The sequence below is a fragment of the Pseudoxanthomonas sp. J35 genome, assembly GCF_000513995.1.
Lineage (GTDB): Bacteria > Pseudomonadota > Gammaproteobacteria > Xanthomonadales > Xanthomonadaceae > Pseudoxanthomonas.
Window position 1 is genome coordinate 115,732 of record NZ_KI911337.1, and the last position, 19,303, is coordinate 135,034.

The window sequence follows — 19,303 nt, forward strand, 5'->3', positions numbered from 1 at the left end:
GCCAGTTGCCTGGCCGCTGCGCTGCGGCGTGATGGGTGGGAGTGGTGGGCTTCGGACGGAGCCGCGGCAGCGCGGGGGTATGCCGCATCGCGCGGTTCCGCGTCCTGCTCCAACGCGCGAGCGCAGCACATCCCTGTGCTGCTTGCGGCATACCCCCGCACTACCGCGCCTTCGGGAGCGTTGGGGACGTGGCTTCGATTGGCGCGCCGGGAGCCTGGCTGACACTCGGAGCGCGGCTATTGGAGGCCGTACGAGTCGCGACTGCATCAGGGCGCCGTCGTCGGCGGCGGCACACTACTGATCCCCGATTCGCGCAGCCGCTGCCGGGAGTGCGCGCGTTCGTCGATCACGGCGGTGATCAGGGCGCCGGCGAAGAACACAACGGCGGCGTAGTACATCCACATCAGGAGCAGGACCAGGGCGCCCATCGAGCCGTAGGCGCTGCCGGGGGCGGCCTGGGCCAGGTAGAGGCCGATCAGGTAGCGGCCCAGGGCGAACAGGAGGGCGGTGATGGCGCCGCCGAGCAGGGCCTGTGGCGCCAGGCGACGCGGCGGTCGGGCAGGTAGTGGTAGAGGAAGGCGAAGCCCACCGTGTAGAGCAGCAGGGTGGTCACGTAGCCGACGATGGGCAGCACCGAGGGCAGGCGTGCGAACACGACCTGCAGGGCGGTGGTGGCGATCATCGAGACGATCAGCAGGAAACCCAGTGCCAGCACCACGCCCAGCGAGAACACGCGCTTGCGCAGCCAGGCGCGCAGGCCGCCGAGCTGTTCGCCGCCGGTGCGGAAGATCAGGTTCAGTGCGCCCTGCAGCTGGGCGAACACCACCGTGGAGCCGATGAACAGCAGGGCCATGCTCCACCAGCCGGCAAGCGAGCCGACGTCCGGCTGCTGGTCGGCATTGCGCAGCACGGTCTGGGCCACGGCGGCGGCCTCGGCGCCGGCAAGGTCGTGGATCTGGGCGACCAGCGAGGCCTGGGCGGGCGGGTACAGCGAGGCGGTGAGCCACAGCAGCAGCACCAGCAGCGGGGCCAGCGAGAGCAGGGTGTAGAAGGACAGCGAGGCGGCCTGGGTCACCAGGTCGGCTTCGACGAAGCGGCGCAGCAGCGCCGCCGGCAGGCTTTCCCGCAGGCGTTCGAGATGGCGGCGCAGCTTGGCGGGGGATGGCCGCTTCATCGCAGTGGCAGGTGGGGCATGGACCCAAGCCTTGCGCGTGCGATGTGGCCGGTGCGTGAGCGGTCAGGCCGCGGCGCTGGCGGCGAGGGCGCGGAGGGCTTCGCCGTCGAGGCGCTGCACGGTCCATTCGTCCATCGGCCGGGCGCCGAGGCTGCGGTAGAACTCGATCGCCGGGGTGTTCCAGTCCAGTACCGACCATTCGAAGCGGCCGTAGCCGCGCGACACGGCCAAGGCAGCCAGGTGGACCATCAGCTTGCGGCCGATGCCGCGGCCGCGGAATTCCGGGCGCACGAACAGGTCTTCCAGGTACAGGCCGGGCTTGCCGAGGAAGGTCGAGAAGGAGATGAAGAACAGGGCGAAGCCGGCCGGCGTGCCGTCGCATTCGGCGATCACGACTTCGGCCGCCGGGCGCGGGCCGAACAGCGCCGCTTCCACGTCCTCGGGGGTGGCCACCGCTTCGTGGGCCAGGCGTTCGTATTCGGCCAGGGCGCCGATCAGCTCGAGGATCAGCGGGATGTCGGCCGGGGTGGCCGGGCGCAGGTCGATCTTGGCGTCGGTGGACATCGGCGAGGGGCGGGCAGGGGTGGAACGTCCCATTGTGGCCTGTCTTCGCGCGCGCCGTGGCGCAATGACGGCCGATCCGCGATCGCGCATGGTCGCGGCGGTGCCGGCGCACGCGGGTCGGCACCGGAAGGCAGGGTGGCGGGCTCCGACCCGGCCACCCCGCGGGCGGGCCTCAGCCGGCCAGGCGGCGCTTCACCAGGGCCGAGACCTGGCCCATGTCGGCCTGGCCGGCCAGCTGCGGCTTGAGCACGCCCATCAGCTTGCCCATGTCGGCGGGGCCGGGGGCGCCCCCGCTTTCACCAGACATGAGGGCGATGGCGGCGTCGATCGCGGCCAGGATCGCGGCCTCGTCCAGCTTGGCCGGCAGGTAGCGCTGGATCACCGCGATCTCGGCGCGCTCGACGGCGGCCAGGTCCTCGCGGCCGGCGCCCTCGTACTGGGAGACCGAGTCCTTGCGCTGCTTGACCATCCTGTCGAGCACGGCCAGCACGGCGGCATCGTCCAGCTCCACGCGCTCGTCCACTTCCTTCTGCTTGATCGCGGCGTTGATCAGCCGGATCACGCCCAGCGTGTCCTTGTCGCCGCCCTTCATGGCGGCCTTCATGTCGTCGGTCAGTCGCTGCTTCAGGCTCATGGCAATACCTTTCGGAAGGGAGGGCGGGCCGCCGCGCGCAGCGCGACGTGCTTCTGCAGGGAACACAAAAAGCCGGCCACGCTCGCGTGCCGGCTTTCGGTTGCCTCTCGTCGGAACGACCCGGCCGCACGGGCGGCCAGGGCGACGCTACGTCAGTACAGGCGCTGGCGCTTGGTGACGTCGCGCGACATCCGGCGCATCTGGCGCTTCACCGCCGCGGCGGCCTTGCGCTTGCGCTCCTGGGTCGGCTTCTCGTAGAACTCGCGCTTGCGGGTTTCGGCCAGGACGCCGGCCTTCTCGCAGGTGCGCTTGAAACGGCGCAGAGCGAACTCGAAAGGCTCGTTCTCACGGACTTTGACGCTGGGCATGGAATCTCCGGTGCACAAATAACCGGGCCGGGCCCGGTGAGCCGCGTATGATAGCGGGGTCCCGTGGCCGGCTGCAAGCCGGTCCGGGCTTTTTCTTTCCCTCCCCCGCACCCATCTGTCCCCCATGCGCGTCCTCGGCATCGAAACCTCCTGCGACGAGACCGGCGTAGCCGTCTACGACACGGCCTTTCCCGGCCCGGCCGGCCTGCGGGCCCACGCGGTCTACAGCCAGATCGCCCTGCACGCCGAGTACGGCGGCGTGGTCCCCGAACTGGCCAGCCGCGACCACGTACGCAAGTTGCTGCCCCTGGTCCGCCAGACCCTGGCCGAGGCCGGGCTGGCGACCTCCGACCTCGACGGGGTGGCCTATACGGCCGGCCCGGGCCTGGTCGGGGCCCTGCTGGTGGGCGCCGGCACCGCGCGGGCGCTGGCCTGGGCGCTGGACGTGCCGGCGGTGGGGGTCCATCACATGGAAGGCCACCTGCTGGCCCCGCTGATGGAGGACGACCCGCCGCAACCGCCGTTCGTGGCCCTGCTGGTCTCCGGCGGCCATACCCAGCTGGTAGCGGTGGAGGCGATCGGCCGCTACCGCCTGCTGGGCGAGACCCTGGACGACGCCGCCGGCGAGGCCTTCGACAAGACCGCCAAGCTGATGGGCCTGCCGTATCCGGGCGGTCCGCAACTGGCCGCGCTGGCCGAGAAGGGCACGCCAGGCGCGTTCCGCTTCGCCCGGCCGATGACCGACCGGCCCGGGCTGGACTTCAGCTTCAGCGGGCTGAAGACCCAGGTACTGCTGGCCTGGCAGCAGTCGGACCAGTCGGAACAGACCCGCGCCGACATCGCCCGCGGCTTCGAGGACGCGGTGGTCGACACCCTGGCCATCAAGTGCGAGCGCGCGCTGGACGCGGCCGGCAGCAACACCCTGGTGATCGCCGGCGGCGTCGGCGCCAACAAGCGCCTGCGCGCGAAGCTGCAGGCCATGTGCGCGCACCGCGGCGGCCGCGCCTGCTTCCCGCGGCCTGCGCTGTGCACCGACAACGGCGCGATGATCGCCTTCGCCGGCGCGCTGCGCCTGGAAGCCGGACAGCGCGAGGATGCTTCGGTCAACGTCACGCCACGGTGGGATATGGCGTTGCTGCCGCCGTTGGTGGCGGGAAAGCCGTGATTCGGGATTGGTGATTCGGGATTCGCAAGAGCAGAAGCGAAAGGCACAGCAGAAGAAGCAAAGAGCGAAAAGCGAAAAGCGAAAAGCGAAAAGCACGGGCCCAGGTTGCTACCATCCTCATCGAATCCCGAATCCCGAATCCCGAATCCCGAATCCCGAATCCCGAATCCCGAATCCCGAATCACAGCTCCCAATGGACAAAGTTTTCATCGAAGGCCTCGAGATCGAGGCGCTGATCGGCATCTACGACTGGGAGCGGCGGATCCGCCAGCCGCTGCGCTTCGACCTGGAGATGGCCTTCGACAACCGCGTGCCGGCGGCCAGCGACGACATCGCCGACACGCTGGACTACAAGGCGGTCAGCAAGCGCCTGATCGAGTTCGTGGGGCAGTCGGACTTCGGCCTGGTCGAGACCCTGGCCGAGCGCTGCGCGGCGATCGTGATGGAGGAGTTCGGCGTGCGCTGGCTGCGGCTGAAGCTGAGCAAGCCCGGTGCGGTGCGCGGCGCGCAGGCGGTGGGCGTGGTGATCGAGCGCGGCGTGCGGGAGGCCTGAGCGGATGCTGGTGATCGCGGGCATGGAGGCCGTCACCGTGCGTTGGCTGGAAGTGGCGCGGACCACGCTGGAACCCTATCCCTGGGCCTACACCCTGCTGGTGCTGGCGGCGTTGCTGCTGCTGTCCGGCCTGGCCAACCTGGTGACGAAGAAGATCCTGCTGCGCGGCCTGCACCGCGTGGTGGGCATGCTCGTGCGCAGCGAGGACAGGGAAGCGCCGTACCGGCTCAAGGTGATCCCGCGCCTGGCCAACGTGGTGCCGGCACTGGTCATCGCCCTCGGCATCGACTGGGTGCCGGGCATGCCGGACCCGGTGGTGGCCTTCGTCCACGGCGCCTGCAAGGTCTGGATCGTGCTGACCGTGGCGCTGGCGATGGCGCACGCGCTGGACGCGCTCAACATCGTCTACGAGCGCCGCCCTGAGGCGCGCACGCGTCCGATCAAGGGCTACCTGCAAGTGGCCAAGCTGGCGATCTTCGTGGTCGCCGGCCTGTCGGTCGTGGCGACCCTGGCCGGGGTGCGCATGCTGCACCTGGTTACCGGCCTGGGCGCGGCCACCGCGGTGCTGATGCTGGTGTTCCAGGACACCATCCTGTCCTTCGTGGCCAGCGTGCAGATCAGCAGCGACGGCCGCGTGCGGGTGGGCGACTGGATCGAGATGCCCAGCCAGAACGCCGATGGCGACGTGGTCGACATCGCCCTGCACACGGTCACCGTGCAGAACTGGGACAAGACCGTCACCACCATCCCGACCAAGAAGCTGATCAGCGAGTCGTTCAAGAACTGGCGCGGGATGCAGGAAGCCGGCGGCCGCCGGATCAAGCGCGCGCTGTACCTGGACCAGGGCAGCGTGCGCTTCCTCGACGCGGAGGAGCGGCAGAAGCTCAAGCGCTTCGCCCTGCTGCGCGAGTACCTGGAGGCGAAGGAGCGCGAGCTGGCCGAATGGAACGCCGGCCTCGGCGAGGACGGGCAGCTGCCGGTCAACGCGCGCCGCATCACCAACCTCGGCACCTTCCGCGCCTACGTGGAGCGCTACCTGCGCCGCCATCCGCAGGTCCACCAGGGGATGACCCTGCTGGTGCGCCAGCTGCAGCCGGGCGCCACCGGCATCCCGCTGGAGATCTACTGCTTCACCAACGACACACGCTGGGCCGTATACGAAGGCATCCAGGCGGACATCTTCGACCACCTTCTGGCGATCCTGCCGGAGTTCGGGCTACGCGTGTTCCAGGAGCCCGGCGGAGCGGATTTCCGCGCCCTGCTGGCGCCCGGCGACGGCGCGCCGGCCCCTTGACGCCCGCCGCGGGCGCGTGCATGTTGCAGTGCACAAGCCGGTGCGGGGGTGCCGGCATGCCAGGCGGGTGCGATGGACTGGAGCAAGTACCGGACACCGTCCTTTGACGAGCTGATCGGGCCCGAGGGCCTGCCGCGCCCGGCCGCGCGGCCGCTGGTCGAGTACCTGTCCGGGCTGTCCGGGCGCGAACTGGCCGAGCGCCAGCTCGCCGCCGACGTCGCCGCCCGGGTCATGGGCATCACCTTCACCGTGTACAGCGACGGCCGCAACGTCGACCGCACCCTGCCTTTCGACCTGATCCCGCGGATCCTCGACCGCCGCGAGTGGCAGCGCACCGAGGCCGGCCTCAAGCAGCGCATGCGCGCGCTCAACCTGTTCATCGGCGACATCTACGGCGCGCAGAAGATCGTCCGCGACAAGGTGTTCCCGGCCTCGCTGCTGAAGCAGTCGGTGAACTTCCGCCCGCAGTGCGTGGGCGTGCGCCCGCCGCTGGACGTGTGGGCGCACATCTGCGGCTCGGACCTGGTGCGCGACGCCGACGGCACCCTGTACGCGCTGGAGGACAACCTGCGCATCCCCTCGGGCGTGTCGTACATGCTCGAGAACCGCATGGTCGCCAAGCGCGTGTTTCCGGAGCTGTTCGAGACCAGCGCGATCCTGCCGGTGGACGACTACCCGGCGCAGCTGTACGACACCCTCGCCGCGCTGTCGCCGCGGCCGGGCGACACCCCGGTGATCGCGCTGCTGACCCCGGGCGTGTTCAACAGCGCCTACTTCGAGCACGCTTACCTGGCCCAGGCGATGGGCATCGAGCTGGTCGAAGGCGGCGACCTGTTCGTCGCCGACGACGACTGCACCTACATGCGCACCGTGTACGGCCCGCAGCGGGTGGACGTGATCTACCGGCGCGTGGACGACCTGTTCCTCGACCCGGAGGTCTTCCATCCCGACTCGCTGCTGGGCGTGCCCGGGCTGATCCGCAGCTGGCGAGCCGGCAAGGTCGCCCTGGCCAACGCGCCCGGCGCGGGCGTGGCCGACGACAAGGTCGTGTTCGCCTACGTGCCGAAGATGATCCGCTACTACCTGGACGAGGAGCCGATCCTGCCGAACGTGCCCAGCTACCTGTGCCACAACGCCAGGGACCGCAGGTACGTGCTCGAGCACCTGCACGAGCTGGTGGTGAAGCCGGCCAACGAGTCCGGCGGCTACGGCATGCTGATCGGCCCGCGCGCCAGCAGGAAGGAGCGCGAGAAGTTCCGCGCGCTGATCGAGGCCGACCCGCGCAACTACATGGCCCAGCCGACCCTGTCGCTGTCCACCGCGCCGATCGTCGCCGACGAGGGCCCGGCGCCGCGGCACATCGACCTGCGCCCGTTCATCCTCTCGCGCGAGGACACCTACGTCACCACCGGCGGCCTGACCCGGGTGGCGATGACCGAAGGCTCGCTGGTGGTGAATTCCTCGCAGGGCGGCGGCGCCAAGGACACCTGGGTGGTCGACCTGGAGGAGATGGGCTGATGCTGTCCCGCGTCGCCAACCAGTTGTACTGGTTCAGCCGCTACCTGCGCCGGGCCGAGAACACCGCGCGCCTGGTCGGCGTGGGCAGCCTGCTGCAGCTGGACCTGCCGCGCTCGGTGCGCTTCACCTGGCGGCCGATGATCGCCACCGTCGGCGCCGAGGAGCTGTTCCTGGGCGTGCATCCGGAGCCGGACGAGGCCCATGTGCTCGACTTCCTGCTGCTGGACGCGCGCAACCCGTCCTCGTTGCGCAGCTCGGTGGACCAGGCCCGCGAGATCCTGCGCGGCATCCGCGACGCGCTGCCGCAGGAGGTGTGGGAAGCGGTCAACGACCTGCACCTGTACATCGACGGCGACGGCGGGCGCGTGCTGACCCGCCGCTACCGCATGGACTTCATCGGCCGCATCACCGACGGCTGCCTCAAGGTCTCCGGCCTGCTGCAGGCCAACGTCAGTCGCGACATCGGCTTCCATTTCCTGCGCCTGGGCACGGCGCTGGAACAGGCCGACATGACCACCCGCATCATCGACGCCGGCGCCTCCGGCCTGGTCACCCCGCGCCACGAGGAGGACCGGGAGGCGTTCCAGAACATGCAGTGGATGGCGGTGCTGCGCGCGCTGGCCGCCTACCAGATGTACCGCCGCCACGTGCGCCAGCGCGTCTCGGCCGCGCATGCGCTGAGCTTCCTGCTGCACGACACCGAATTCCCGCGCAGCGTGCAGTTCTGCCTGAGCCGGCTGCAGCGGATCCTGCCGTCGATGCCGCCGCGCCCGCCGGTGGACCGCGCGCTTGTCCGCGTCAGCGGCCTGGTGCGCCAGGCCGATCCGGCGATGCTGGCCGCCGGCGACCCGGCGCGGTTCATGGACGAGGCCCAGCTCTACCTCGGCCGCCTGCACGCGGCCATCGCCGAGGGCTACTTCACGGGCTGAACCTGCGCTTCCCGCCCGCGGCCATGACGGCCGCACCCATGCCCCGGGTAGTAGAATCCTCGTACCGGAACCTGCAGATCGCCATGACCTACTGCGTCGGCATCGAAGTGGACGAAGGCCTGGTCTTCGCCGCTGACACCCGTACCAACGCCTCGCTCGACGACGTCCGCGTGCACCGCAAGCTGCATGTGTTCGAGTACCCCGGCGAGCGGGTGTTCGTGCTGATGAGCGCCGGCAACCTGGCCACCACCCAGCTGGCGGTGTCGCGGCTGCGCCGCGACGCCGAGGATCCGGAGGCATCGCGCAGCCTGCGCACCTTCCGGCACCTGTTCGAGGTGGCCGAGTACGTCGGCGAGGTGCTGGTGGCCAGCCAGGTGCAGGCCAGCGAGCACGGGCCCAACGCCGGCATCAGCACCCAGGCCACGCTGATCCTCGGCGGGCAAATCGCCGGCGAGCGCCCCGGCCTGTACATGATCTATCCGCTGGGCAACTGCATCGCCGCCTCGCCGGAGACGCCGTACCTGCAGATCGGCGAGTCCAAGTACGGCAAGCCGATCCTGGACCGGATCATCCGTCCCGAAACGGCGATGGAGGATGCGGCGCGCTGCGCGCTGCTGTCGCTGGACTCGACCATCCGCTCCAACCTGTCGGTGGGCCTGCCGATCGACCTGGCGCTGATCCGCGCCGGCGACCTGCGGATCAGCCAGCAGATGCGCCTGGAAGGCGATACGCCGCTGTACGCGGAAATCCACGACACCTGGTCGCGCAAGCTGGAGAACGCGGTGCGCACGCTGCCGCGCTTCCCGTGGGAGCCGCCGCTGCCCGCCGCGGACGAGTCGCGCCCGCTGCCGCCGCTGCCGCCGCGGCGCGGGCCTTCGCGGCAGGACCCGGGCGACCAGTCGGCGCAGCAGTAAGGCATCGCAACCATGGATCCGAAACCGGCGGCGGTGGCCGCCATCCCGGTGCTGCTCAGCCTGGGCAGCAACCTCGAACCCGAACGCCACCTGCGTGCCGCGCTGGACGAGCTGCGCGCGCGCTTCGGCGAGATCGCCGTCTCGCCGGCGTACCGCACCGCCGCGGTCGGCTTCGACGGCGCGCCGTTCCTCAACAACGCCGTGTCCCTGCGCACCACGCTGCCGCTGGCCCAGCTGGAGGACTGGCTGCACGCGCTGGAGGACCGCCACGGCCGCGTGCGTACCGGCCCGCGCCTGGCCGACCGCACCCTGGACGTGGACGTGGTGTTCTACGGCGACCAGGTGGTGCGCGAGGACGGACAGGTGCGCATTCCGCGTCCGGAACTGAAGCACGCCTTCGTGCTCAAGCCGCTGGCCGACATCGCTCCGGATTTCGTCGATCCGCTGGGCGGGCGTACGCTCGCCGCGATGTGGCAGGCGCATCCGCAGCATGGCGATGCGTTCGAGGTCGTGCCGCTGTAACGACAGGCTTCGCGTAGCGGCGCACGCGTCGCGTTGGAGGAGTCAGCGCTCGCGGCCGCCGTCCACGTGCAGCACCTGGCCGGTGACGTAGGCCGCGTCCGCCGACAGCAGCCAGGCCACCGCCGCGGCGATGTCTTCCGGCGTGCCGGCGCGGCCCAGCGCGGTGGCCTGCAGGATCGCCTGCTGCGCGTCGGGGTCCGGTTCCTGCTCCGGCCACAGGATCGCGCCGGGCGCGACGGCGTTCACCCGCACCTGCGGCGCCAGCTCCAGTGCGAGCGCGCGGGTCAGCGAGACCAGCGCCGCTTTGGCCGACGAGTACGGCGCGTGCCGCGGCAATGGTCGTGCGGCGTAGACGTCGGCCAGGTTGACGATCGCGCCGCTGGCCGCGCGCAGGTGCGGCGCGGCCGCCTGGGCCAAGAAGAACGGCGCGCGCGCGTTCACCGCGAACAGATCGTCCCACTGCGCCGGCGTCACCGTGCCCAGCGGGGTGGGGAAGAAGTTGGAGGCGTTGTTGACCAGGGCGTCGAGGCGGCCGTAGTGGCCGACGGCAGCGGCGACCAGCTCCGGCAGGCGGTCGAACTGGCGCAGGTCGGCCTGCAGCACGTGCACGCTGCCGGCGCGCACGCCTTCCAGTTGCGCCGCCAGCGCCTGCATCTCCGCGCCCGAATGCAGGTGGTGCAGGGCCAGGTCGTAGCCGGCCGCATGCAGCCGCTGCGCGATCGCCGCGCCGATGCGGCGGGCGGCGCCGGTGACCAGGGCGACGGGGCGTGCGGGGGCGGGCGTCGGGCTCATCGTGACGGGGGCTCGGCTATGCTGGTCCATTGTCACCGCCCCACGACCACGATGCACGCCGAACTCCCCCTTCCCGAGCCGCAGGCCCTGGCCCACAGCGACACCCTGGCCGCGCACATCCGCGCCGAGATCGCCGCGGCCGGCGGCAGCGTGCCGTTCTCGCGCTTCATGGAACTTTGCCTGTACGCGCCCGGCTTCGGTTACTACAGCGCCGGCAGCACCAAGTTCGGCGCCGCCGGCGATTTCGTCACCGCGCCGGAGCAGGGCCGGTTGTTCGCCGCCACCGTGGCCGGCGTGCTGGCCATGGCGCTGCAGTCGCTGGGCCCGCAGTCGCGGGTGCTGGAGGTGGGCGGCGGCAGCGGCGCCTTCGCCGAGGTCGCGCTCAAGCGCCTGCTGCAGCTGGACGCGCTGCCGGACCGCTACGCCATCCTCGAACCCAGCGCCGACCTGCGCGAGCGCCAGCGCGAGCATCTCGCCCGCACCCTGCCACCGACCGTGTTCGAGCTGGTGGAATGGCTGGACCGCCCGTTCGACGACGAGTGGGACGGCGTGCTGTTCGCCAACGAGGTGGTCGACGCGCTGCCGACGCCGCGCTTCGCCGTGCGCGGCGGCGAGGTGTTCGAGGAACACGTGGCGATGGACGCGGACGGCCGCTTCATCCTCGTCGACCAGCCGGCCGACGCGCTGCTGACCGCGGCGGTGCGCCACGTCGAGCGCACCATCGGCGCGCCGCTGCCGGAGGACTACCGGTCCGAACTGCTGCCGCAGCTGCCTTACTGGGTGCAGGCGGTGGGCGGCGGTCTGCGCTCCGGCGCGATGCTGTTCCTCGACTACGGCTATCCGCGCCGCGAGTACTACCTGCCGCAGCGTGCCGACGGCACCCTGCGCGCGTTCTACCGCCAGCGCATGCACGAGGACGTGCTGCGCTGGCCGGGCCTGCAGGACCTCACCGCCTCGGTCGATTTCACCGCGCTGGCCGAGGCCGGCACCGGCGCCGGCTTCGACCTGGCCGGCTACTGCAGCCAGGCCAGCTTCCTGCTCGGCAACGGCATCGACCGGCTGCTGGCGGAGGCCGAGGAACGCACCGACGAGGCCGGCGCCCTGCGCCTGCGCCAGGAGCTCAAGCGGCTCACCCTGCCCGAGCAGATGGGCGAGCGCTTCCAGGCCATGGCTTTCACCCGCGATGTCGACCTGGGCGCGGCCTTCCTGCTCGGCGACCTGAGCTGGCGGCTGTGAGCGTGCTCAAGCCATTCCGGCGCCCGCGCCTGTGGCTGGGGCTGTGGGCCGCGGCGCTGCTGGCGGTGATCGTGGCCTGCCTGGTCCCGCCGCCGCCGCTGGAGCTGCCGCAGCACAGCGACAAGCTTGAACACCTGCTCGCATACGCGATACTCGCCGCTGGCGCGGTGCAGCTGTTCCCCCGCGGCCGGGGGCTGTGGATGGCCGGCGGGGGACTGGTGCTGATGGGCGTGCTGCTGGAGGTCGCGCAGGGCGCGCTGACCAGCACGCGCATGGCCGATCCGGCCGACGCGCTGGCCAACACAGTGGGCGTGGTTCTCGGGCTTTCGACGGCGTTGACGCCATGGCGCGACGCCCTGCTGAAGATGGAAGGGGGCGATGGCTGAAGCGGACGGCGACGGCAGCGTGAAGCGGGGGGCACCGCCAGGTGCAGCCACGCCCGCCACGCTCTACGCCGCCGCCTTTGCCGCCTACCGCAGGGGCGATGCCCTGCAGGCCCTCGCTATCCTCCAGCACCTCCTGCGCCAGGCGCCTGGCCATGCCGACGCCTGGAACCTGGCCGGCGTGATCCACGGCAGCCGCCAGGAACTGCCGCAGGCCATCGCCTGCTACCGGCGCGCGCTGGCCGCCGGCGCGCCCCCGGGCACCTGGGTCAACCTCGGCCTGGCGGAACAGCGCCGCGGCGCCCCTGCCGAAGCCGAGGCCGCCTACCGCGAAGCCCTGCGCCGCGACGACCGCCTGGCCCTGGCCTGGCAGAAGCTGGCCCAGCTGCAGGAGGAAACCGGACGGCCGGAAGAGGCCCTGGCCAGCCACCGCTGCGTGCTGCAGCTGGATCCCGGCAACCTGCGCAGCCTGGGCGAGGCGCTCACCCTGCGCCGCTACCTGGCCGACTGGGATCCGGCGCTGGGTCCTTCGCCCGAGGCGCTGCTGGCCGCCTGGCGCCAGGCTCCCGCCAGCGACCTCTCGCCGCTGCAGCTGCTGGCCCTGCCCGAGGCCGACGCGCCCCTGCAGAAGATGGCCGCGGCGAAGTTCGCCGCCACGCAATGGGGCGCGCAGCTGGCCCAGCCGCCGCTTTCGGCACCGCCCACGCCGCTGGAAGGCCGGCGCCTGCGGGTGGGCTACACCTCCTCGGACCTGCGCCGGCATGCGGTGTCCTACCTGCTGCTGGAGGCGATCGAGGCCCGCGACCACGCCAGCTGCGAGGTCTTCCTCTATGCGCAAGGCCCGGCGCCTCCCGGCGACGTCTGGCGCGCGCGGGCACGGGCCGCCGCCGACCGCTTCGTCGAACTGCCCGGCGACGACCTGGCCGCCGCGCGCCTGATCGCCGACGACCGGCTCGACGTGCTGGTCGACCTCAACGGCTATACCGGCAATGCGCGCATCGGCGTCCTCGCCCTGCGCCCGGCGCCGACGAGTGCGACCTGGCTGGGCTACATCGGCACGCTGGGCGACGGCCGCCTGGTGGACTACGTGATCGGCGACGCGGTGGCCACGCCGCTGGCGCGCGCGGGCGACTTCGCCGAGCACCTTGCCCTGCTGCCGCATTGCTACCAGCCCAACCCGTCGCTGCAACCGATACAGGCGCCGACGCGCGCCGAGGCCGGCCTGCCGGAAGAGGCGGTGGTGTTCTGCAGCTTCAACCAGGCCTACAAGCTGCATCCTGCGCTGTGGGACGACTGGTGCGCGATCCTCGCGGCGGTACCCGGTTCATTGCTGTGGCTGGCGCCACCACGCGCCGAGGTGGCGCGCGCCAACCTGCGACGCGAGGCCGAGGCGCGCGGCGTCGATGGCGCGCGCATCGTGTTCGGGCCGCAGCTGCCGCTGGAGGAACACCTGTCGCGACTGGCGCTGGCCGACCTGGCCCTGGATACCTGGCCCTACAACTCCGGCACCACCGCCGCCGACGCGCTGCGGGCAGGCGTGCCGCTGCTCACCTTCACCGGCGATACCTTCGCCGGGCGCATGGCCACCAGCCTGCTGCGTTCGCTGGGCCTGCACGAATGCATCCGCGCCGATCGCGCCGCGGTGGTCGCCGAGGCGGTGCGCCTGGGCAACGATGCGGCGGCGCGGGCGGCCTTGCGTTCGCGCCTGGCGGCGCTGCTGCCCACCGCACGCCTGTTCGATCCGAAGGCGATGGCGGCCGACCTGGAGCGGCTGTACCGCGCGATGCACGCCAACGCCCTGGCCGGGCGCCACGTGCCCATCGCCCTCGATCCCTGATACCCCGTTGCGCGGGCGCGCGGCCCGCGCAACGGAGCGGATGCCTCAGCGCAGCTGCAGGCCGACCCGGTCGACCACCCACATCTGCGGGCGCGTATCGCCGGTGAAACGCAGGCACAGGTCGCGGCGCCCGGCGACATCGGCAGGCAGTTCCGCCACCAGCTCGATGAAGCCATCCCGGCCCGGCGCTTCCGGCAGCGGCACGCTGGCGAGGCGTTCGCCGCCGCAGCCGTCGGCGTGGATGTCCAGCTCGCCGTGCGTCGAGCGCGACGCTTCGAACTTGCGGTGCGGTTCGTCGTGGGCCAGCTGGAAGTAGTACGGGATGCGCCCGGCGCGCACCTTCACCGCGGCCACGCCATCCAGGTCGGCGCCGTTCCACTGCCAGCACGGGTAGAAGATCGTGGTGTTGAAGATCGCACGCTCGCCGTCCGCCGGGCCGTCGTCTTCCAGGCGCAGCAGCAGGCGCCCGGCGTCCGGGCAGGTGGCCAGCTGTTCGTCGGTGCGGACCAGCAGCGACGAGGCGTCCCAGCGGTAGTCGCGCGCCGGTGCCAGCGCCACGCCGTCGGCGAAAGCCGCCGCGCGCAGCCGCGCCGGCAGCTCGAGCGTGAGCGGGCCGGTGTAGGCGGCGGAGCCGGCGGTCGGCTCGCTGCCATCGGTGGTGTAGTGCACGGCGTAGCCGAGCGGATTGGACAGGGTCACGGACACCGTGCCGGCCTTGCGGTCGTCCTCGGCCACCGCGTCCACCTGGAACGGCGTCTGCGCATAGCCGATTCCGGAGGCGCGGTAACGCTCCAGCTGCACCGGCAGGCGACGCAGGAAGCCGGCGTAGTCCTTGCGATCGGCCGGCGTCCAGCCGGTTTCGGCCACCGCCGCCAGGCGCGGGAACACGTGGTGCTCGAAGCGCTCCCAGGTGCGGGTGTGTTCGGTCCACAGGTTGGCCTGCAGGCCGAGGACGTGGTGGCGCTTGTCTTCCTCCAGCTCTGCCGGCACCGGTTCGAACTCGTACACGTCGCGCAGCGTGATCGTGTCCGGCCGGCCCGGTGGCTCGTACGGTGACTCGGTCTGCAGGTAGTCCAGGTACAGGTCGCCGGACGGCGACATCACCACGTCATGGCCTTCGCGCGCGGCCTCCAGCCCCCCCTCGGTGCCGCGCCAGGACATCACCGTGGCTTCCGGCGGAAGCGGGCCCTCGAGGATCTCGTCCCAGCCGACGAGGCGCTTGCCGTGCGCGGCGAGGAACTTCTCCAGCCACGCCACGATGTGGCTCTGCATCTCCATTTCGGTCTTCGCGCCGACCTCGCGCATGCGCTGCTGCACGCGCGCCGAGGCTTCCCACTGGTCCTTGACCGCCTCGTCGCCGCCGATGTGGAAGTAGGTGCCGGGGAACAGCGGGATCAGCTCGCCGATCACGTCCTCGAGGAAGGCGATGGTGCTCTCCTCGGCGTTGAACAGGTTGGGGAACACGCCCCATTCGCTGGACGGCACCAGCGGCTCGTCGGTCGAACCCAGCTCCGGATACGCGGCGATCGCCGCGGTGGCGTGGCCGGGCTGGTTGATCTCCGGGACCACGGTGATGTGGCGCGCCGCGGCGTAGGCGACGATCTCGCGCACCTCGTCCTGGGTATACCAGCCGCAGTACGGACGCGGCTTGCCGGTGCGCGGATCGATGCCGCCGTCGCCGGCCGGGATGCGGCAGCCGCCGACCTCGGTGAGCTTCGGATACTTCCTGATCTCCACGCGCCAGCCCTGGTCGTCGGTGAGGTGCCAGTGCAGGACGTTGAGCTTGTGCAGGGCCATCGCGTCGATGACCTGCTTGACCTGGTCCACGGTCCAGAAGTGGCGGGCCGGGTCCATCATGAAGCCGCGCCATGGGAAGCGCGGCGCATCCTCGATGCGCACCGCCGGCAGCCAGGCGGTGCCGTCGCCGTCGACGGTGGCCAGCTGCAGCAGGGTCATCGCGCCGTAGAACAGGCCGGCGGCATCGCTGGCGCTGACCGTGGCGCCAGCGGGTGTCACTTCCAGCAGGTAGGCCTCGGTGCCGGCGGCGGCGCGTGCCGGATCGAGCACGAAGCGGATCGCGCCGTCGGTCTCCTGCAGGCCTTCGCCCAGCCGGGGTTCGATGCCGCGGCCCTTGCCGAGCAGCGCCGCGAACTGCGTGGCGACGGTGCGTGCCGCGTCGCCTTCGGCCAGCAGCCGGGTATCGGCGCCGAGGGCGAGGCGGCCTTCGCCGGGCGTCATGCTGGCGGGCGCGGGCACCAGCGCCTGGCGGCTGTCGTAAGCCGGCGCCGCCGCCGAAGTGGCGGCCGGCTGGGCTTCCGGGGCCGCATCGCGGTCCCCGCCGCAGGCGGCGAGCATGGCGAGCAGGCCGGCCGCGCCGAGGCGGCGGGCGTGGTGGAGCAGGGTCGATCGCTTCATGGTCACTCCGTGAGGGTACGGATGCGGCGCCGGACATGGAACGGGCCCGGGATCCCCGGGCCCGTCCACGGACGGACAGCGCATGCTGCCGTCATGGCGCCGGCATCAGAACTGCACGCGCAGGGTCGCCTGGTAGCGGCGGCCGGTGCGGTAGTCGCCGCGCACCAGCTTGTCGGTGTTGGGGATGCCGTCGACTTCCGCGTAGGTGTAGTAGTTGGAATCCAGCAGGTTCATGCCGTCCAGGCTCACGCTGAGGAACTCGTTGATCCGGAACGAGACGCTGCCGTCGAGCGAGTCGTAGTCGTCGGTGACCAGGTAGTTGCCGCGGTCGACCTGGGTGTAGTACTTCGAACGCCACGAGTAGGTCAGGCGCGCGCTCCAGCGGTCGTTCTCGAAGAACGGGCTGACGTTGACCTGGTGTTCGGAGTTGTAAGGCAGCGGGTCGCCGTTGTCCGCCTCGGCATCGGCCCAGGTGTAGTTGGCGAGCAGGCCGAAGCCGATCGGCAGGGTGTGCTGGAACGCGGCCGAGAAGCCCTGCACGGTGGCGTCGCCGGCGTTGTTCGGTCGGGAGACGTTGTAGACCGTGTCGCGGCCCTGGTTCTGGTTGAAGTGGGTCTCCTCGCGGGTGGTCACCAGGATGTAGTCGGAGACGTCCTTGCGGAACAGCGTGCCGGCCAGGATGGAGTTCTCGCTGAAGTACCACTCGGCCGAGAAGTCGAGGTTGGTGGACTGGTACGGATCCAGCTCCGGGTTGCCGCCGCCGCCGGTGAGGGTCTGGTCGCCCAGCCACAGGTAGCTGGACATGTCGCCGTAGTTCGGGCGCGCCATCACCTTGGCCGCCGAGAAGCGCAGCATCAGGTCGTCGCGCGCCTCGAAGGCGAGGTTCAGGTTGGGCAGCAGGTTGTCGTACTTCTTGCGCACGCTGGTCGGCGCGTAGGCGTTGGCCGGGCAGGGGCTGACGTTGATGGTGCAGGCCCAGCCCATGCTGTCGGACTCGGTGCGCACGTAACGCACGCCGAAGTTGCCGCGCACGCGGTTCCAGCTGTAGTCGGCCTGCACGTAGAACGCGTCGATGTCCTCGGTGACCGTCCAGGTGTTGGCGGCGAAGGACGGGTCGTTGAAGGTGTTCGGCTCGGGCATGGTCTGCCACGGCGCCAGCCAGTCGCCGCTGAGGATCCAGTCGGCCAGCGCCCAGCCGTCGATGGTGAAGCGCTCGGACAGGTCGCCGGTGTTGGGGAAGCCGCTGAGGTAGTTGCCCGGCAGCGGGCGCGGGCTGAACTGGTCGGCGGTGGCGTTGCCGTAGCCGGCGACGGTGGCCAGCGAGACGCCACCCATGCGCTGGCCGGTCTCGTGCTCGCGGCGCTTGGCGCCGAAGCGCAGCTGGTAGACCGGCGAGTCGAGGCGGATGCCGAAGTCGACCTGGCCGTACTTCTCCTCGTCCCAGGTCGGCTTGAACACGATGTTGCCGCCCCAGCCCGGGTTCCAGGTGGCCGCGCTGGACGGGTCGGCGCCCCAGCCGCCGTCGATCTGGAACGCGGACGGATCCAGGAACGGGTTGGCGCCGTGGAAGGTCAGGCTGCGATCGCCGCTGATGTCGTAGCTGTAGTCGGACCAGTTGAGGAACTCGCCGTAGACCTGGCGGCCGGTGCCGCCGGTGGCCTTGGAGCGGCCGAAGTGGGTCGAGGCGAACCAGCGGTCCTCGTTCCAGGTGGCCTTCAGGTCGTATGAATCGGTGTCGATGGTCGACTGGCGGTTGATCAGGTCGTAGACCACCAGCGCGTTGTCGAAGGTGGCCTTGGTGATGACGCCGCCGTCCACGGTGAGGTCGGTCATCTTCATCAGCCCGTTCCAGGCGTTGCCGTTGAAGGCGAACATGGAGTGGCTCATGTTGTCGAACTCGGCCTTGACGTCGAGCGCGTTGAACTCGATGTCCAGCTGCTCGACCGGCTTGAACTGCAGCGCGACGGAGGCCGTGTCGCGGTTGCGCTGCTGCTCGAAGTAGTGGGCGCTGACCGAGTTCGGGCCGACCGCGTCGAGGTTGGCCATCAGCGTGGTGGCGCAGGCGCCGGTGCAGGACGCCGGCAGGGTGGGCTGGCTGCCGTCCGGGTTGGGCGCCTGCGACCAGTCGGCCGGCAGGTTGTAGATCGAACCGCCGCCACCCTGGCCATAGGCGTAGTCGCGGCCGGTGACGGTGCCGTAGGACTCGATGCCGTCGCGGCGGATGCTTTCCTGCGCGCGCTGCGCGGCGACGATCACGCCGAAGTTGCCGGCGTCGTTCTTCCAGCCCAGCAGCAGGGAGGCCTGCGGGTCGCCGCTGCCGATGCGGTCGTTGTACAGGTAGCCGATCTGCCCGGAGATGGTGGTCTTCTCCAGGTCCAGCGGCTTGCGGGTGACGATGTTGACGGTGCCGCCGATGGAGCCTTCGTCGATGTGCGCCTCGGGCGACTTGAACACCTCGACGCGGCCGACGATCTGCGGCGCCAGCAGCGAGTAGTTGAAGGTGCGGCCGGGCTGGTCGGTGATGAACCAGTCGGCCGACGCCATGGTCTGGCCGTTGAGCAGGGTGCGGTTGAGCGCCGGGTCGGTGCCGAGGATCGAGACCTTCTCGCCCTGGCCGAAGGCCTTGTCGATGGTCACGCCCGGGATGATGGTGATCGCCTCGGCGACGTTGGTCGCCGGGAACTTGCCCACGTCCTCGGCGGTGACCACGTCGATGATGGCGTCCGCGTCGCGCTTGGCGTCCAGCGCCTGCTTGAGGCTGCCGCGGATGCCGACCACGGTGACGGTATCGAGCTCGGTGGCGCTGTCGTTCGCCGGCGCAGTGGCTTCCTGCGCGCTGGCCTGCACGGCGAAGCCCATACAGGTGGCGATGGCGACGGAAAGAATGGACTTGCGGTGCTTCATGATGTCTCTCCCATCATTGTCTGGATTGCACCGGAGACCCCGCCTCCGGCGACGACTGCCTGCTGTGACACGACCCGGAAACACCGGGACAACCCAACGAC

16 protein-coding genes and 1 pseudogene are annotated in these 19,303 nt (G+C 70.8%); 10 read left to right on the forward strand and 7 right to left on the reverse strand.

All coding sequences use genetic code 11. From position 1 onward, the window contains the following. Window positions 1–266: 266 nt before the first annotated feature. The 4 genes and pseudogenes from PSEJ35_RS16460 to rpsU all read right to left on the reverse strand — a co-directional run bounded on the left by PSEJ35_RS16460 (window position 267) and on the right by rpsU (window position 2,740). Window positions 267–1,174, reverse strand: a pseudogene (locus tag PSEJ35_RS16460) (YihY/virulence factor BrkB family protein). 63 nt (window positions 1,175–1,237) lie between these two features. Further along, window positions 1,238–1,738, reverse strand: coding sequence for a GNAT family N-acetyltransferase (locus PSEJ35_RS0114770; RefSeq protein WP_028918449.1), 501 nt, complete (start codon window positions 1,736–1,738; stop codon window positions 1,238–1,240). Between the two features lie 172 nt (window positions 1,739–1,910). Beyond that, on the reverse strand, window positions 1,911–2,372 hold the full coding sequence (locus PSEJ35_RS0114775) for a GatB/YqeY domain-containing protein (RefSeq protein ID WP_028918450.1): 462 nt from the start codon (window positions 2,370–2,372) through the stop codon (window positions 1,911–1,913). A gap of 152 nt (window positions 2,373–2,524) precedes the next feature. Then, window positions 2,525–2,740 (reverse strand): 30S ribosomal protein S21, encoded by a 216-nt coding sequence (rpsU, locus tag PSEJ35_RS0114780; RefSeq protein ID WP_024869901.1) that lies wholly within the window; start codon window positions 2,738–2,740, stop codon window positions 2,525–2,527. Window positions 2,741–2,864: 124 nt separating this feature from the next. Between rpsU and tsaD the strand changes: the two genes are divergently transcribed. The 7 genes from tsaD (at window position 2,865) to folK (ending at window position 9,635) form a co-directional block, all read left to right on the forward strand. Further along, complete coding sequence (gene tsaD / locus PSEJ35_RS0114785; protein ID WP_028918451.1) at window positions 2,865–3,905, forward strand: tRNA (adenosine(37)-N6)-threonylcarbamoyltransferase complex transferase subunit TsaD; 1,041 nt, start codon at window positions 2,865–2,867, stop codon at window positions 3,903–3,905. A 193-nt stretch (window positions 3,906–4,098) separates the two neighbouring features. Beyond that, window positions 4,099–4,458, forward strand: coding sequence for a dihydroneopterin aldolase (gene folB, locus PSEJ35_RS0114790; RefSeq protein ID WP_028918452.1), 360 nt, complete (start codon window positions 4,099–4,101; stop codon window positions 4,456–4,458). Window positions 4,459–4,480: 22 nt separating this feature from the next. Continuing rightward, window positions 4,481–5,752 (forward strand): mechanosensitive ion channel domain-containing protein, encoded by a 1,272-nt coding sequence (locus tag PSEJ35_RS16465; protein WP_051412725.1) that lies wholly within the window; start codon window positions 4,481–4,483, stop codon window positions 5,750–5,752. Window positions 5,753–5,824: 72 nt separating this feature from the next. Further along, entirely contained in the window at window positions 5,825–7,270 is a 1,446-nt protein-coding gene (locus PSEJ35_RS0114800; RefSeq protein ID WP_028918453.1) for a circularly permuted type 2 ATP-grasp protein, read from the forward strand. Further along, on the forward strand, window positions 7,270–8,199 hold the full coding sequence (locus PSEJ35_RS0114805; protein ID WP_028918454.1) for an alpha-E domain-containing protein: 930 nt from the start codon (window positions 7,270–7,272) through the stop codon (window positions 8,197–8,199). Before PSEJ35_RS0114800 ends, PSEJ35_RS0114805 begins: the two co-directional genes overlap by 1 nt. Before the next feature lie 83 nt (window positions 8,200–8,282). Next, the gene (locus PSEJ35_RS0114815) at window positions 8,283–9,113 is read left to right on the forward strand and encodes a 20S proteasome subunits A/B (protein ID WP_028918455.1); all 831 of its coding nucleotides are present in this window, start codon (window positions 8,283–8,285) and stop codon (window positions 9,111–9,113) included. Window positions 9,114–9,125: 12 nt separating this feature from the next. After that, window positions 9,126–9,635: a 2-amino-4-hydroxy-6-hydroxymethyldihydropteridine diphosphokinase gene (gene folK / locus PSEJ35_RS0114820; protein ID WP_051412715.1), complete on the forward strand. Its 510-nt coding sequence runs from the start codon at window positions 9,126–9,128 to the stop codon at window positions 9,633–9,635. Between the two features lie 42 nt (window positions 9,636–9,677). Here the strand turns inward: folK and PSEJ35_RS0114825 are convergent, their stop codons facing one another. After that, window positions 9,678–10,427, reverse strand: a complete 750-nt coding sequence (locus tag PSEJ35_RS0114825; RefSeq protein ID WP_028918457.1) for a pteridine reductase — start codon at window positions 10,425–10,427, stop codon at window positions 9,678–9,680. Between the two features lie 51 nt (window positions 10,428–10,478). On the opposite strand from PSEJ35_RS0114825, the gene PSEJ35_RS0114830 reads away from it, so the two are divergent. The 3 genes from PSEJ35_RS0114830 to PSEJ35_RS16470 are packed head-to-tail and all read left to right on the forward strand — an operon-like array spanning window position 10,479 to window position 13,883. Further along, on the forward strand, window positions 10,479–11,663 hold the full coding sequence (locus PSEJ35_RS0114830; RefSeq protein WP_028918458.1) for an SAM-dependent methyltransferase: 1,185 nt from the start codon (window positions 10,479–10,481) through the stop codon (window positions 11,661–11,663). Further along, a complete protein-coding gene (locus PSEJ35_RS0114835) occupies window positions 11,651–12,049 on the forward strand; it encodes a membrane protein (RefSeq protein ID WP_028918483.1) in 399 nt (132 codons plus the stop codon). The genes PSEJ35_RS0114830 and PSEJ35_RS0114835 overlap by 13 nt, the downstream gene beginning before the upstream one ends. After that, entirely contained in the window at window positions 12,042–13,883 is a 1,842-nt protein-coding gene (locus tag PSEJ35_RS16470) for a glycosyltransferase family 41 protein (protein WP_051412716.1), read from the forward strand. The genes PSEJ35_RS0114835 and PSEJ35_RS16470 overlap by 8 nt, the downstream gene beginning before the upstream one ends. Before the next feature lie 45 nt (window positions 13,884–13,928). Here PSEJ35_RS16470 and PSEJ35_RS0114845 read toward each other — a convergent pair whose 3' ends face one another. Continuing rightward, the gene (locus PSEJ35_RS0114845) at window positions 13,929–16,298 is read right to left on the reverse strand and encodes a family 20 glycosylhydrolase (RefSeq protein WP_028918459.1); all 2,370 of its coding nucleotides are present in this window, start codon (window positions 16,296–16,298) and stop codon (window positions 13,929–13,931) included. A 105-nt stretch (window positions 16,299–16,403) separates the two neighbouring features. Then, window positions 16,404–19,202 (reverse strand): TonB-dependent receptor, encoded by a 2,799-nt coding sequence (locus PSEJ35_RS0114850; protein WP_028918460.1) that lies wholly within the window; start codon window positions 19,200–19,202, stop codon window positions 16,404–16,406. Window positions 19,203–19,303 lie beyond the last annotated feature (101 nt).